The sequence below is a fragment of the Pararhizobium sp. DWP3-4 genome, from assembly GCF_049898205.1.
GTDB lineage: Bacteria > Pseudomonadota > Alphaproteobacteria > Rhizobiales > Rhizobiaceae > Pararhizobium.
The window spans coordinates 593506-608337 of sequence record NZ_JAFCXF010000002.1 but is presented as its reverse complement, the minus strand read 5'-3'; the positions used below and the strand labels follow the sequence as shown (position 1 = coordinate 608337).

General features: G+C 59.7%; 6 protein-coding genes. 1 reads left to right on the top strand and 5 read right to left on the bottom strand.

Going from position 1 to position 14832, the window contains the following annotated elements; translation table 11 throughout:
* Nucleotides 1–8: 8 nt before the first annotated feature.
* From ACP7E6_RS08090 to ACP7E6_RS08070, 5 genes are all read right to left on the bottom strand, one after another.
* Entirely contained in the window at nucleotides 9–1307 is a 1299-nt protein-coding gene (locus ACP7E6_RS08090; protein WP_426229192.1) for a capsule biosynthesis protein, read from the bottom strand.
* A gap of 31 nt (nucleotides 1308–1338) precedes the next feature.
* The gene (locus tag ACP7E6_RS08085) at nucleotides 1339–2919 is read right to left on the bottom strand and encodes an LTA synthase family protein (RefSeq protein WP_426229447.1); all 1581 of its coding nucleotides are present in this window, start codon (nucleotides 2917–2919) and stop codon (nucleotides 1339–1341) included.
* Nucleotides 2920–3042: 123 nt separating this feature from the next.
* Nucleotides 3043–3843 carry an SDR family oxidoreductase gene (locus tag ACP7E6_RS08080; protein ID WP_426229191.1) on the bottom strand — a complete coding sequence of 267 codons (801 nt, stop codon included), beginning with the start codon at nucleotides 3841–3843 and terminating at the stop codon, nucleotides 3043–3045.
* Between the two features lie 56 nt (nucleotides 3844–3899).
* Nucleotides 3900–5315 carry an aminotransferase class I/II-fold pyridoxal phosphate-dependent enzyme gene (locus tag ACP7E6_RS08075; protein WP_426229190.1) on the bottom strand — a complete coding sequence of 472 codons (1416 nt, stop codon included), beginning with the start codon at nucleotides 5313–5315 and terminating at the stop codon, nucleotides 3900–3902.
* On the bottom strand, nucleotides 5312–12898 hold the full coding sequence (locus ACP7E6_RS08070; protein WP_426229189.1) for a type I polyketide synthase: 7587 nt from the start codon (nucleotides 12896–12898) through the stop codon (nucleotides 5312–5314). The genes ACP7E6_RS08075 and ACP7E6_RS08070 overlap by 4 nt, the downstream gene beginning before the upstream one ends.
* Nucleotides 12899–13519: 621 nt before the next feature.
* On the opposite strand from ACP7E6_RS08070, the gene ACP7E6_RS08065 reads away from it, so the two are divergent.
* Complete coding sequence (locus ACP7E6_RS08065) at nucleotides 13520–14686, top strand: polysaccharide biosynthesis/export family protein (protein ID WP_426229188.1); 1167 nt, start codon at nucleotides 13520–13522, stop codon at nucleotides 14684–14686.
* The last annotated feature ends 146 nt before the right edge of the window (nucleotides 14687–14832 follow it).

Sequence of the window (14832 nt, the reverse complement as noted above, 5' to 3'; positions counted from 1 at the left end):
TAGATGGATCAGAAGCGACTTGCCGAGCGTTTCGCCGGCCTCAGTCTCGGAGGCGGATCGACAAATCCGCCTGGCTTGTTCACGGAACGCTCGTGTAGTCTCTGCGCAATCGCCTCCGCGCCGCCATCCGTCCCGGCGGCGGAGTAGAAATTTCCCCTGACCTGGATTGCCGCCGCGAGCAAACGGAAAAAAGCAGCCCGGATCGTTTCCTCCGGCGGCCTTGGCGCGCCCCAGAATTGATCCAGTTCCGCCTGATCGCTGAGTTTTGCGATGTTGAAAACAGCTGCGCCCAAAACCTTGACGGGTTTGCCGATTTGCAGGGCATGAAGCCCCACTGTGGAATTGACCGTGACGGTGCCTGCCGCCCGGCCCAAGAGCGCACCCAGATCACCGCCGTCCAGGAATTGTATGCGCCGATCGATGCCGAGCCGGGTTGCCAGTCCGGCCACATAGGTTTGCCAGTCGATAAGCCCGTTGTCGAGAGGATGGACCTTGACGACGAGACGCGCCTCGCTCGGTGCATAGTTCGCGAAAGAGGTGAGAACCTCGGTGATCGCCTCGCGCTGGTCATTGTAAGGAGAGTGCGCCCGCAGCTGAAAGTCGGTTTGCAGTTGCAGCGGGAAAACGAAAAACGGGGTAGCGCCGGCCAGAAGGTTGTCGATGAGCGCGGTTGCCGCCCGCTTTCTACGCCTGCCGCCAGCCAGACGCATCACCCATCCGGCATATTCGGCCAGTGGATGGGACAGAGCATGGCGGCGATAGTGCGGGAACAGAAACCACAGGAAGACATTCGGCAGATTGTAGAGAAGGTCGTATCCAGCTTCGGCCGCAAAACTCTGGGTATATCGTCTCGTCCAATCGGGCTCGGCAAGCGGCCGGGCCGCTTCGATGATCTGTCCGGGGTCTGCGGGAAAATGCGAATTGGACGACATCCCGTCGCGTTCAAGCGTCAACCAGTCCGGCCGCAGATAGCCCATCTCGACAACCGAAATCTCGACAGCACGCTCTCTGGCGGCTCCAATGGCTATCTGATGGTAGGGACGCTCTTCTCCCAACAGGATGAGATCGGTGACCCCATGCCGATCCATGAATGAGGTGACATAGGCGTGCCACTCATCGCCACCGCGGCCGCGGAAATTGTGGCCGCCCTTGCGCCGCCAGAAGATTTGGTCGCCCGGATTGAGGTTGATCCGCAGGCAGTGATGGCCTCTGGCCTCCAGCCGGCCGGCGATCTTGGCGAAGATCGGCGAGGATGGTCCCTGCAGGAAAAGGAACACGCGCCGCTCCGACGTTTTTGGCAAAGCCATCGTCACAGGTCCTTAAACAACGGCGCCGGCACTATCGCAAATCATCCTTTTGCAGATTGGCATGTTTCAGCATGGCTTCCAGCAGCTTCCAGGGTTCTTCGTTACGTGGAAACGACGGCGCATTCTGCGGCTTACGTGCGGCTGCCAGGGGCACGATGAAATAGTCGGTGCGGGGATCGGGGAAAGGATCCGCGAAGGATTTCAGCAAGGGTGCGTGGTCGCCGTAGAAAACCAGCCAGACGGGGCGGTCGAGCTTGTTCAGATGATCGACAAGTTCACCCAGCGCCTTGTCGGATTGCTGGAGAATTTCGAGATAGATCGCAATGGGATCGTCCACTCCTTCGACGCGGTTGGGCTCCCAAGGTCCATGGTTGGCCATTGAGGCGACGAACAGGAAATTGCCCTTTTCGTCCGTCTGGCTTTCCACGGCGGCAATGACTTTGCGGGTCAGGGCCGTATCCGAAACATAGGGGCCATCGCGGACCGGATCATGGTCGAATTCATCGAGCATGGTCATCTTTTCAAAGCCCAGCTGCGGCATGGCTTTATGGCGAAGAAAGAACGTCCGGTCATACGGGTGCATGAAATGCGTGCTCCAGCCCGCATTTTTCAGCTTCGTCGGCCAGACCACATCGGTATAGTGGCTCGCCCGCAGATAGGGATAGCTTGCATCGATATGCAGGTCGTCGGGAACAAGCCCGCTCAACACGGCAAATTCCGTTCGCAGCGTATAGCCGCCCTCGAAAACCGTGGCGAGGCGGCCCCATTGGATGGCGAGCTTCTGCAGCCGGTCGATGTTTGGCAGCTTGACGCTATCGACACCGCAGTGGCGCATGTCGATGAACGATTCCGACTGCCAGACGACGACCAGGGGAGCCTTGTTGTCGGCATCGTGGCCGATCAGATCCTGGACTGCGGCGAAGAAACGTTCGGACAGTTCCGCAATGATCTTTTCACGCCGGCGGCCAAGCCAGAGGATGAAATGGAAGATCACCGAAGCAAAGGTGCCGAAGCGGATCGTGCTCACCTTGACGTTCGGCACGCCGACGAGATGCTGGACGAAATCCGCCACTGGCCGGTTGACGGGGCCGTAGAATAGCAGAACCCACGGCAAGTCCGCGACCAGGATCGCGGCGATGATCCAGCCGAACGTATGGCTCTCCGGCAGAATGTTCGGCTCGAAATACATGTAGAGGCCGGAGACGCCGAAGACATACAGGAAGGCGACGATCCAGAAAACGATGTTGAGCGAGTTGGCGTAGAAGATCGACTTGTACTTGAAGACGTCGGCAACCAGAGCAATGTCTGAAAAGACCAGAGGTTCGCGAATGAACTTGAACTTGGCCCGGGATATGCCGGTGAAGATGACGAAGAAGCTCATCGTACCGGCGCTCGCGTAGAGAGGGCGCCAGGAGATCGAGAAGAAGCCCGCGAACACGAGCGCTATGATCGGCAGCCGCGAGAGGATATCGACGGCGGCACGCCGGCGGCTGAATGGTGGCCGGTGCTTTCGGCGCTCGCGTGCGGGCAGGGCAAATTTATCCGTGTAAAGGATGACGGCACAAGCCAGCGCGTAGCAGAAAAAGGTCAGCGTTACCGGATGGTAGTGCATGTGGAGCGACGTCAACGCCAAACGGATACCTTCGATCTTTCATGGCCGCCGACGCGTCATGCACCGCCGCGACAGAGCGACATTTAAATCCTATTGGCGGCGGATACAAGCAACTATGGCTGTTCAGCGCCGCCCTCCGACCCGCTGAATGCCTCTGTCGAACCACCAGTTGAGAACCGGCTTCACCGCCGAGCCGAAGCGTCCCAGCGCCCACAGCGTCCAGCCGAAAAATACCTCGAATTGGCCCTTGTCGATCGCCCGTGCGATCCGGAGTGCAACAGTGGCGGAAGACCAGGGAGCAATGCGCCCCATGATCACGGTTGCTTCAAGCGGCCGATGTTCCAATTCGCGGGAAAATTGCGGCGTTTCGGTATCCGGCGGGAAACAGACGGAAACGTTGACCCCATGCGGCTTTGCCTCCGAGCGCAAAGCGTCGGCGAACCCGTGCAGGGCGAACTTCGAGGCGCAATAGGCGGTGTAGCCGTAAATACCGATCAAGCCTGCGCCGGAAGAAATCAGCATGATCCTGCCGGAGCGCCGTTCTGTCATGGCGGTATAAACAGCGCGCACCGCGTGGATGCTGCCGAACAGGTTTGTCTGAACCTGCCGATGGAAGGCCGCCGACGACAGCGCGTCGAACCGTCCGGGTTCGACGATTCCCGCAGACGTGATCAGGATGTCACAGGGGCCGAAGGCATCTTCGCATTTGTGTATCGCCGCCAATGTCTGGTCTTCGTCGGCAACGTCGGTACTTTCGATCCGGATCGATGGTTCGTGCCCATGTCTTGCAAGTTCCATCATCGCCGCTTCAAGCGCCGGCAGGGAGCGTGCCAGAAGCGATATGCGTGCGCCGCGCGCGGCATAGAGGCGCGCCAGCGCCAGGCCGATGCCGCTCGAACCGCCTGTGATGATCACATGAGTCATGCCGCAAAACCGCTTCGGTTCATGAATATTGGCCTGGCTGTTTCGGGAGAGCGACTTTACCGGGAGGCGAGCATCTTCATCATCTGCTGGACATCGATCGATGCGAGACCGAAATTCCGCTCGGTAAGATCCTTGAGTTTTTCAGCCGTCATCGCCACTGTCTGGCGGATCTGTTCCTCGGTGTGTTCGCTGGTGATGAAGAACCGCAAACGCGCCATCCCTTCCGGAACCGCCGGATGAATGATCGGCAACGCGTTGATGCCGGCGGCAAGGAGATCGTTCGACAGCTGCACCGCGCGCAGCGAATCGCCGACCAGGACCGGAACCACGGAAAAGCCTGCGCTCAGACCCGTATCGAGGCCGGCTTCCTGGGCAAGCTTGAGGAAGAGCGCGCCGTTGCGCCTCAAGGCAGCGACACGCTCCGGCTCGCCTTCCAGAATGTCGAGGCTCGCAATAGCCGATGCAGTCAGAACCGGCGCGAGGCCGACGCTGTAGACGAAGCCGCCGGCTGTCGCCTTCAGCACCGCTGCGAGAGCACCGCTACCGGCAATATAGCCGCCGCAGCTCGAAGTCGTCTTGGAAAGCGTTCCCATCCAGATATCGACCTGACGCGGATCAATACCGAAATGTTCGAACGTGCCTTTGCCGCGCTTTCCGAGGATGCCGAGGGAGTGGGCCTCATCGACCATCAGCCAGAAGCCATATTCGGTCTTCAGCTTCACGATGGCCGGCAGGTTGGCGATATCGCCATCCATCGAATAGACGCCCTCGACGATTACCAGGATACGGCGATAGTCGCCTGCAACCGTGCGCAGCACGTGTTCCAGGTCGTTTGCATCATTATGCTTGAACAGACGCCGCGTGGCGCCCGACAGCTTGATGCCGGCAAGCGCGCTGTTGTGAATGAACTCGTCATGCACCACGAGGTCCTTCGGACCCATCAGGCAACTGATCGCCGCAACATTGGTCAGGTAGCCGCTGACGAAACAGACCGACGCCTCGACGCCGTAGAAGGCGGCAATGCGCTCTTCGAGTTCTGCGTGGGCCGGACGTTCGCCTGCCACGAGCCGGCTGGCGGATGCCGAGATACCGAACGTGTTGATGGTGTCGCGGGCCTGGGCGAGAACATGCGGATGCCGGTTGAGGCCGAGATAATCATAGGATGCGAAGTTGATCAGCTTGCGTCCGTCGATCACCGTCGTTGCGCCGGCTGCCGTCTGGTGTGCGCGGTAGAACGGGTTGTCGATGCCCAGCTGCTCGCTGGCGATCTTCTGGGTCTGGACCTGCTTGTATTCCGGCAAATCCTCGAACCGCGTCTGCTTGCGCCTGACCGGCGGAGGAACGTCGCGTTCGGAACGAGCCATGCGGTTGCGTTCCGACGACTGATGCGTGTTGCGCATCTTGTCCAGAAGGTTTTCCTTCAGGCTGCTGTTCATCTTGGAAACGTTGTTGCGTTCCTCGTTATCGCTCATTGGCTGGCCGCCTTCTCCGTACCGTTGCCGGTATGGCGCTGAGCGAGCTCGTTGACGATCTTGTTGTCGCCGGGCTCGCTGTCTTCGTCGCTGCCGTGATCCCGCTTGCTGACCTTGTCATAAAGCTTGCGCGCAACATCGCCAACAGTCGTCGTGTCGGCGACACCGCTCAGCGGCATATCGAAGCCGGTATTCTGCTGGAAGCTGATCCCCAGTTCAACGGCCATCAGGCTGTCGAGGCCGATTTCCTTGAGAATCTTGTTGCGTGAGATCGTATCCTTCGACACGCGCAGGATGGCGGCAATCTCGCTGGCCACCAGGTCATAGAGAATGTCTTCGGCTTCTTGGGGAGACTTTCCATCGATCATCGCCACGAGATCCATGGTCGTGCCATCGCTGCCTGCGGTGTGCTGGTCAGCCGTCCGCAGGATGACCTCGAACAGGGCATTGCGAACAACCGGCAGACTGCGCGCCGCCGCCCAATCGAGTTCGGAAACCATCGCCACTGCGGCATCCACCGTGCCCGGATCGGAGCGGATATAGCTCTCGACCTGATTGAGGGCGGATTGCGCCTTCAGGGCCGTCTTGCCGATGCGCTTGGAGAGCAGATCGTTGACGTCGGTATTCTGTGCCAGATAGCCCTTGTCGGCGATCGCGCCGAAGCCGATCGCCAGGCCCGGTAGCCCCTCAAGCCGGCGAGCGCGGGCAAGGCCTTCGAGATAGCCGTTGGCAGCCACATAGTTGGCCTGGCCGGGATTGCCGACCAATGTCGTTGCCGAGGAGAACATGATGAAGTGTTCGAGCGCGTCCGTGCGCGTCAACCGGTCGAGAACGGCGGCTCCCTGCGCCTTCACGTCGATGACCGGACGGTTGCGTTCGCGGTTGAGATTGTTGATCAATGCGTCGTCGAGAACCATCGCCGCGTGAACGACGGTCTTTAGGGGACCGATCTGGCGAAGTGTTTTCAAAAGCGCGTCCGCAGCCGCCTCGTCGGTCACGTCGCAGGCATGGATGGTCGCCGAAACGCCCATGTTTTCCCAGCGCTTGACCGCTTCGAGGGTATCGAGATCGGCGATACCGCGCCGGGTGGCGAGCGCGACATTGCGCGCGCCCTTTTCGACCAGCCAGTTGGCAGCGGCAAGACCGAAGCCACCAATGCCGCCAACGACCAGATGCACGCCGAGGCTATCGACCGACATGCGGGCGGCTGGCCGGTTCGCGACCTCATCGCGTCCGGCAACGGGCGGCAGCACGACGATCTTGCCGATATGGCCAGCGTTCTGCATCAGCCGGAAAGCATTGCCGATTTCGTCGAACCCGAACGCACGGTAGGGAAGCGGTACCAGCTTGCCTTCTTCGAATAGCGCACCGATTTCGGTGAAAATCCGCTTCGTCAGATCAGGCGCATTGACCAGCAGCTGGTCGGCATCGATACCGAAATAGCTGATGTTGCGGCGGAACGGACGCAGGCCGATTTTGCTGTCGGCATAGTAGTCGCGCTTGCCCAGTTCGAGGAAGCGGCCGAACGGCTTTACCAGCGACAGGCTCTGTTCCATGGCTTCGGCAAACAGCGAATTCAGGACCAGGTCGACGCCTTCGCCGCCGGTGACACCGAGGATGTCGTTGACGAAGGCCAGCGAGCGCGAATCAAAGACGTGATCGGCGCCGAGCATCTTCAGGAAACGGCGCTTTTCGCGCGTTCCCGCCGTGGCGATGACTTTCGCCCCGGCGAGCTTGGCAACCTGCAAGGCTGCAAGGCCGACACCGCCGGCGGCGCCGTGGATCAGGATCGTTTCGCCGGCTCGGATGCGGCCAAGCTCGATCATTGCGTAATAGGCGGTGAGGAAGGCAACCGGAACGGTTGCCGCCGCAACGGGGCTGACGGTTTCGGGCAGTCTGGCGACGCCCGACCGGGAAACGACGACATGTGTGGAAAAGGCTGCGGGTGCGATCGCCATCACGGCATCGCCGACCGAAAGGTCGCGGACGCTGCTGCCGATGGCGACGACATGACCAGAAAGCTCCATGCCGATCGTCGCTCCGGCAAAGCCGTCTTCAAGCGCTTCTTCCGGCAGAAGTCCCATCGCCCACATCACGTCGCGGAAGTTCAGGCCGGTTGCAGCGACTGCAACGACGACATCGTCCGGACCTGCTTGAGGGATTTCAGACTGTTCCCAGGCAATGCTGCCGACCTGTGAACTCACACGCTGGCGGATGGTCGCAGCCTTGAAATCGGTCGTCTTGCGCAAGGTTTGTTCGACCGGTCCCGGAACGGCACGGATTTCCGAAAGGATACCGCTTTTTCCGTCAAGCAGCCATTCGCGGTTTCCGCTGGTATCGCCGAGCATCGAAATCGCAGCGGCAAGCTGATTGCCGGCTTCGGCCTTGGGTCCGGTGAAATCGAGCGAATGAATGTCGAGGAAATCATACTCGTTCTGCAGCACACGGGCGAATGCCCAAAGGCCGCTATTGACGCTTGAGCCGGAGACATCCTTGTCGCGCGCACTCAAAGTGACGGGCGCGCCACCTGGAGCAGCGATCACGAGGCAGGGCCGCTGATCGGCGGCCGGCTCCGCATTGGCATGATATTGGCGAAGTGCCTCGGCGAACGCACTGAGCGACAGGACGCGATTTTGCAGAGCAGCCGAATCCTGGCTACGGTCCGTCGCGGTCGGCGAAGACAGATAGACAGCCCGTACCGGCTTCTCGTGCAATCCCTCGATCGCCTCGGCGATCTTATTCTTGTCCGTCTCAAAATCGCCCGTCAATCGTACATGGACAAGCGGTGCCTGAATGGCATCCTTGCCCGACGGCAGTTTGTTCTGCAGGCTCGAAACACTGCCTTCATGCAGGACCAGCACCGGCTTGGCAATCTCTGCGGGCTGCGCGTCGGCAGCCTGGGCGGCATCGGTAAACAGACCGCCTTGCGCTTCGACGGCAATGATATTTCCGTGCGACAATTCGCGGTCTTCGACCGAGATCTCGCGCAGGCCCAGATCGGTCAGATCTTTCTGCCATTGCGTGACCGTCGCCAGCTTGCCGATCGGAAATTCGACGGCCTGGGTGCGGGCAAACCAGCTCTCGGTCAGTCCGAAAGCAAAGTCGCTGAACACGGTCGGCGCATTGGTGGCGGCGACAAGCGCCCCGTTTTCCCGCAGGCTGACGCGCAGTGCATTGCGAATGGCGCCATCTTCATCGATCAGCGTGAAAATCGTATCCGAGGCGCTGACGACGAGATCGAAAGCCGGAAGGGTCGCGAACGCATCCTTTTTCAGGACTCTCACATGCGCGTCTTCCTCGAACGCGATCTCCAGGTTGCGCTGGGCATTTTCGCGCGGTTCGACAACGATCAGGCTGGCATTGTATCTTGCCGCCAGCGTTGAAAGCCTGCGGGTAAACCCGGCAGAGATGGTGCCTGCCTCGACGATCCGCAAACCGGTCTTGCCGTTTTTGCCGGTGAGCGCCGTTTCGACCGCCGCAAGGACCAGATCCATACGCTGACGGGTGGATTCGGAATGAACAGTCTGGTGATCGAGCGTTGCATCGCTGATGAAGCCCTGCGGCTTGCTTGCTGGATCGTTCTCGTTGCCCGATATCTCCGAGGCGAAAAGACTGTCGATGCGGTCAAGCGCTTCAGCGTAGGAATTGTTGATCAGCACGGCTTCCACGGCGCGCTCCGAGCGCTCGCCATAGAGTTCCTTGAGGATGTCGCCGACGGGAGGAAGCGAGAATTCGGTGGCGATCTTCCAGCTGCCTGCCTTGTGTTCGCACAAGCCTGCGTCTTCCAAAACATAGAGACAATTGGAAAGGAAGCAGCGGAACGCAAAATCGCCGGGAAGCGACCTTGTATCGACCTTGGCGGTACCCTTGCCAACCTTCAGTGCGATTTCGTGGCAGGCACGATAGATCGCCGCGTTGAACAGAAGCGTCGTGTTGTCGATGCCGGTCTCGTCCGGTGCGGCAAGCAGCGGCAAAGGCAGCGCATGCGAACGTCCGAGCGTCGCGAGCGGTGCAGTGCGGTCGGAAGGCACGGCCTCGTAATGGAAGGACAGCATGTCCAGTGTCTTGTGCTGGCGCAGATAGGTGCGGCGGAAGCGGCAGTCGTCAAACGCTGCAATGACTTCGCCGCCCTTGCCGAAGAAACGGAACTTCGCCTTGATCGAGTTGGCGCTGATGCGCTCGATCTCGACTAGGGCCCGCTTGACGGTCAGGCCGGAATTCGTCAGGCGCACGGAGCCGAAGCGCACTGGAATATAAGGCGCTCCGCCGGCTTCGCCGGTAAAGCGGTCAAACAGCGCCACCAGGCCATGGAAGGTCGCGTCCACGGAAATTGGATTGAGGCTGTAGCTGACGAAGGGGTTGCCTGTCTTTTCAGGCTCCCTCAGCTCGACGTCGATGAAACGGTCGCCATAACAGACGGCCTTGGCCATCAACTGGAAGCGCGGGCCGTAATCGAGGCCGAACTGACGCGCAGTCTCATAGGCTTTTGCAGGCGTCACGCTGGCCGTTTTTTCAAGGCCGGCAAAGGCATTGCCGGCGGGCATCGCCTCGCTTGGGATCGGTTTGCGGCTTCTCGCCACCGCGTGCACCGCCCAGTCGTCTTCCGAAAGACGCTCACGCGAGCGGATTTCGATATCGCCGGTTTCCGGCGACAGGATGGTGGAAAGCTCCATCATCCGGTTGTCGGCAAGCTCCAGCGGCCGCACGATCTCCAAATTGGTGATGTCGACCTCTGTGGTGCCATAGTATTGCTGTGCAGCCGAAATGGCGATCTCTATGAAACCGCTGCCCGGCAGAATAGCCTTGCCATCGACGATATGCTCGGCAAGATCGGGAAACAGATGCGCATCGACATGGTTTTTCCAGCTACCGCTGTTCAAATCGGCGCGCCAGCCTGCGAGCGTATAGGGCGTCTTGGAGCCACGGCCAAACAGGTCGGCGGCGTCGCTGGTTGATGCCGGGCGCAACTCGGTCTGTTCGAACGGCAGGTCCGGAAGGCGGATGAAGGCATTGCGCTTCCCGAACAGACGCGCTTCGTCGAAGGCTGCGCCATGGGCAATCGCCCGCGCCATGGCGCGGGAGATGGGATCCTGGCCTTTTTCGCCGCCATCGCGCAGCAAGGTCGCAACGACCGTGCCAGGGATCGACGCTTGCTTGACCGTCTCCTTGAGATAGGACGAGAGGATCGGCCGTGGCGAAATTTCGATGAACAGGCTGCAGCCAAGTTCGATAGCGGCTTGGGTCGCGGCCTGGAAGCGAACCGGTTCGCGGACGTTCTTCCACCAGTAATCCGGATCAAGCTGCGTGCCATCCATCCGCTCGCCGGTGACGGTGGACAGATATGCAAGTTCGGATTTGCGCGGCGCGATGTCCGGAATATCGGCGAGGAAGGCTTTCTTGGCCCGATCGATGATCGGGTGATGGAACGGATAGTTGATATCGAGAATCTGGACGGGGATCTTCGCCTTGCGGGCGGCGTCGCGGAAGGCGGAAACCTCGTGTGCAGGGCCGGAAATCGTTACCGAATTGTGGGCGTTGATAGCCGCGACGCAGACCTGCTCAAGTCCGCGTGATTTGGCGAAAGCGTTTGCAGCGTCTTCACCGAGCATGGCGGCGGCCATCGTGCCCTGACCAGCCAGGAGATCCTGGTGCAGCGAGCGCTTGGCGACGATCGAGACAGCATCGACCAGCGACAGGGCGCCTGCGGCATAGGCCGCAGCGATTTCGCCGACCGAGTGACCGAACACAGCCGTCGGCTTGATGCCCATGGCGACAAGCGAATCCGACAGCGCCGCCTGGACCGCAAACAAGAGCGGCTGGGCGAACTTCGTGTCGGACAGCTTCTTGTCCAAATCCGGATCTGTCAGCAAATCGGTGAGCACGATGTCCGAATGGAACTTGAACAGCGCACTCACCGAGGTGAAGCACTGACGGAAATGCAGGTTTTCGCGGAAGGCCTCTACACCCATGCCAGCCCATTGCGAGCCGTTGCCGGAGAAGACGAAGGCAACCTTTGCGTCCTTCGTCACTGCTTCGCCGGTTTCGCCGATATCGGACGCTGGCTTTTCGAGGTGGCTGGCAATGGCGCGGATAATGTCTTCCGGATGGTCGCTGCGTGCCGCAAAACGGTGGCGCATCTGCGTGCGGTTGACACCTGACGCGGCGATGACGGCGCGGGCTTCGTCCTTGGAGGTTTTGGCGAACGTCGATTTGTACGACTTCAGCAATTCATCAAGGCTGTGTGCAGTATGAGCACTTGCCATGAAAACATGGCCGGTGGCGTTGTTGCGGCTGCGTTCGTCCTGAACGGGATCCGGATCGCTGATGACGACGTGGGCATTGGCGCCGCCAAAGCCGAAGGAGTTGATACCGGCCAGGCGCGCGCGCTTGCCGCGCAGCAATTCGATCGGGTTTGCGGTCACGCGGACGTTCAACCCGTCGAAATCGATGTTCTCGTTCGGTGTTTCGAAATGCAGCGATGCCGGCAGGTAGTTGTTTTCAAGCGCCATGACGGCCTTGAGCATGCCGAACAGGCCGGATGCCGGCTCGGTATGGCCGATATTCGATTTGATCGAGCCGATCGGTACCGGCGCGCGCCGCTTGGCGCCGATCACCGTGCCGATCGACCAGACTTCGGACGGATCGCCGACCTTGGTGCCCGTCCCATGGCCTTCGACGAAGGCGACCTGGTTGGAATCGATATTATTGCCTTCATAGATGGCACGCAGCAGATTGGCCTGGGCTTCGCGTGACGGCAGGGAAATGCCGTTGGTCCGCCCGGCGGAATTGACACCTGTGGCAACGATCTTGGCGTAGCTGCGGTCCTTTTCCTGCCGTGCCCTGTCGGAACGGCGCAGAACGAACACGACGCCGCCCTCGGCGCGGACATAACCGGCGCCGTCATTATCGTAGGCACGGCAGAGCCCTTCCGGGGACAGCATGCGCGCCTGCGCAAATCCGACGAACGGAAGCGGGTGGGCAAGGACATTGATGCCGCCAACGATGGCCGTGTCGATTTCACCTGCGTTCAACGCGCGCATCGCCTGGTCGAGCGCAACCAGCGACGAGGAACAGGCGGTATCGACCGTCATGCTCGGGCCGCTCAGGCCAAAAATATGGGAAATACGGTTGGAAACGATCGAGAGCGTGTTTCCGGTCATGAAATACGGACCGGCGGCAGCCGGATCCTCGACGGTCAGGTTGGCGTGGTCGAGACTGGACGCACCGATATAGACGCCGACATTTTCGCCATGCAGGGACGGGATGGAAATATTGGCATCTTCCAGCGCGCGCCAGGCCAATTGCAACAAAACCCGCTGTTGCGGATCCATGTGCATGGCTTCGCGCTGCGACATGCCGAAGGCTGCCGGATCGAAATCATAGATACTTTCGAGCACGCCCGCAGCGAAGGAGTAGGTCTTGCCGGGATTGCCGATGACGGGATGCCAAAAGCGTGCAAGGTCCCAACGATCGGACGGAATACGCGTGACCGTGCATTTGCCCTGGCGCAAAATTCGAAACAACGCCTGCGGCGAATTCGCTCCAGGGGCGAGACATGCGCGCCCTATGATTTCAACTGTCATATTTTCTCGAACGTTTTAGATTGCTGTGAGTTGTCTTGCTGATTGCACTTGATACGCGAAAAAGCAATTGGAACTTCTTCATCAGGTCCGCGGATGATGGCATCGTTTCTGTGGTGCCGACTATATTAGCATTAATTTTAGATCATGTTCGCAAGGTTTCAACCCTCGCCTTTGAACATACACGGGGTCTGTGGCGGCCCAAGACAATTATCAAGTCAACACGTAACCGTTGTGGAGACCTGTTGCCGGAAAGGCGCACTGCGAATTATTGCGCAGATGGGCAATGAACGGCTTTGCCGGGGCAACGATGTCTTTCCCGTTTGAGCGGCACCAACCGGACCCGTCGGAAGCGGTTGCGCATTGGGTTAAGGCAGTGTTGGTGATCTGACAGCCTTCAAGATCTGCAGCGCACCCCCGGCCGGGGTGCAGGGTTGCCCACAGGCGCGGCAACCACGGCCATACTGTTGCCGATTAGCATTAGTGAAATCATTAAACTCTTTGACATAAATCTGATCCAGAAGGGAACAGCGTTGCGCTCTTGATCGGGAGCCCTTGCTAAGCTAGTCATGCTGGCGAAATCCCGTGAGACACCTTGGCGATCAAGGCTGAAAGTTGAAGTGAATGCCACCTTTTATCCGATTTTTACTCCTGTCAGGTGCAGCGTCGTCCATTCTGGTGTTGTCATCCTGTAGCGGCCTTCCAGGATCCGGGCCTAGCGTCGGTACGATTCAGTCAGGCGCAAAGGCAACGGAAACGCCGTATGTCCTGGTACAGGTAACGCAGGCTGTCGCGGATTCGCTGTCACGCGTACAGGAACGGCCGCTGTCGGCTGCCTTCGGCGCGGCACGGCGGCAAAGCTCGTCGCGCATCGGCATCGGCGACGCGGTGACCGTCTCGATATGGGAAGCCTCGGAAAACGGGCTGTTCTCGGCAGGTTCCAGCCAGCAAGGCAACGCCCAGATTCCAGTGCAGCTTGTTTCGGAAAATGGCACGATCTCGGTTCCGTATGCGGGGACCATCAAGGTTGCCGGTCAGAGCCCTGAAGCTGTGAAGATTACGATCGAGAAGGCTTTGAGCCGGATGGCCGTCGAGCCGCAGGTGCTCGTCAACGTCGTCAAGAACAACTCGAACACCGTGACGGTGACCGGTGAGGTTGCTGCCAGCGGGCGCATTCCGTTGACCCCGGGTGGCGAGCGCTTGCTCGATATCATCGCGACTGCAGGCGGCCCTCGAATGGAACTGCATCAACTGGCCGTGCAGATCACGCGTGGCATGAAAACCGAAACCATCCCGATGGAACAGCTGATTTCGGATCCGCGTGAGAATATCTACGTCCAGTCCAACGACGTCGTCACTCTTATCCGGCAGCCGCGGAGTTTCACGGTTTTCGGGGCGACGACTGCCAACGCTTCCGTTCAGTTCGACGAGTCGCAACTCTACCTGAACCAGGGCTTGGCCAAGGTTGGCGGCCTTAACGACGAAAGAGCAAACGCCAAGGGTGTCTTCGTCTATCGCCAGGAACCGGTCGAACTCGTCCGCGCTTTTGCCCCGAACGCCCGGTCGATGCATGCCGACGGAACCGTCAATGTCATCTATCAAGTTGATTTGAAGGACCCGAGCGGCTTCTTTGTGCTGAAGAACTTCAAAATCAAGAACCGCGACCTGATCTACATCGCCAACTCGTCCCTCGCCGAAATCAGGAAATTCTCGACACTCGTGAGCACGACCGTGGCGCCGGTAGCACAGGGTGCATCCTTTGCGGCCAATATCAACGATTTGGGTAATTAAGCTCAGTAGCCGTGAATTGATGTGGCAGGAGCAGATTGAGGATTGCGGCTAGGAGGGGAAGCGCATCGATTGCATCGGGTCGCGGCTCCCTCCACACTTCGTTGTCTCCTGCGGGCACAGCATTTTCCTAGTGCACCATTCACCGA

Bases quoted from the DNA above. Each gene is read 5' to 3' on its own strand.
- ACP7E6_RS08090 (WP_426229192.1), bottom strand. From the start codon at position 1,307: ATGGCTTTGCCAAAAACGTCGGAGCGGCGCGTGTTCCTTTTCCTGCAG.
- ACP7E6_RS08085 (WP_426229447.1), bottom strand. From the start codon at position 2,919: ATGCACTACCATCCGGTAACGCTGACCTTTTTCTGCTACGCGCTGGCT.
- ACP7E6_RS08080 (WP_426229191.1), bottom strand. From the start codon at position 3,843: ATGACTCATGTGATCATCACAGGCGGTTCGAGCGGCATCGGCCTGGCG.
- ACP7E6_RS08075 (WP_426229190.1), bottom strand. From the start codon at position 5,315: ATGAGCGATAACGAGGAACGCAACAACGTTTCCAAGATGAACAGCAGC.
- ACP7E6_RS08070 (WP_426229189.1), bottom strand. From the start codon at position 12,898: ATGACAGTTGAAATCATAGGGCGCGCATGTCTCGCCCCTGGAGCGAAT.
- ACP7E6_RS08065 (WP_426229188.1), top strand. From the start codon at position 13,520: ATGCCACCTTTTATCCGATTTTTACTCCTGTCAGGTGCAGCGTCGTCC.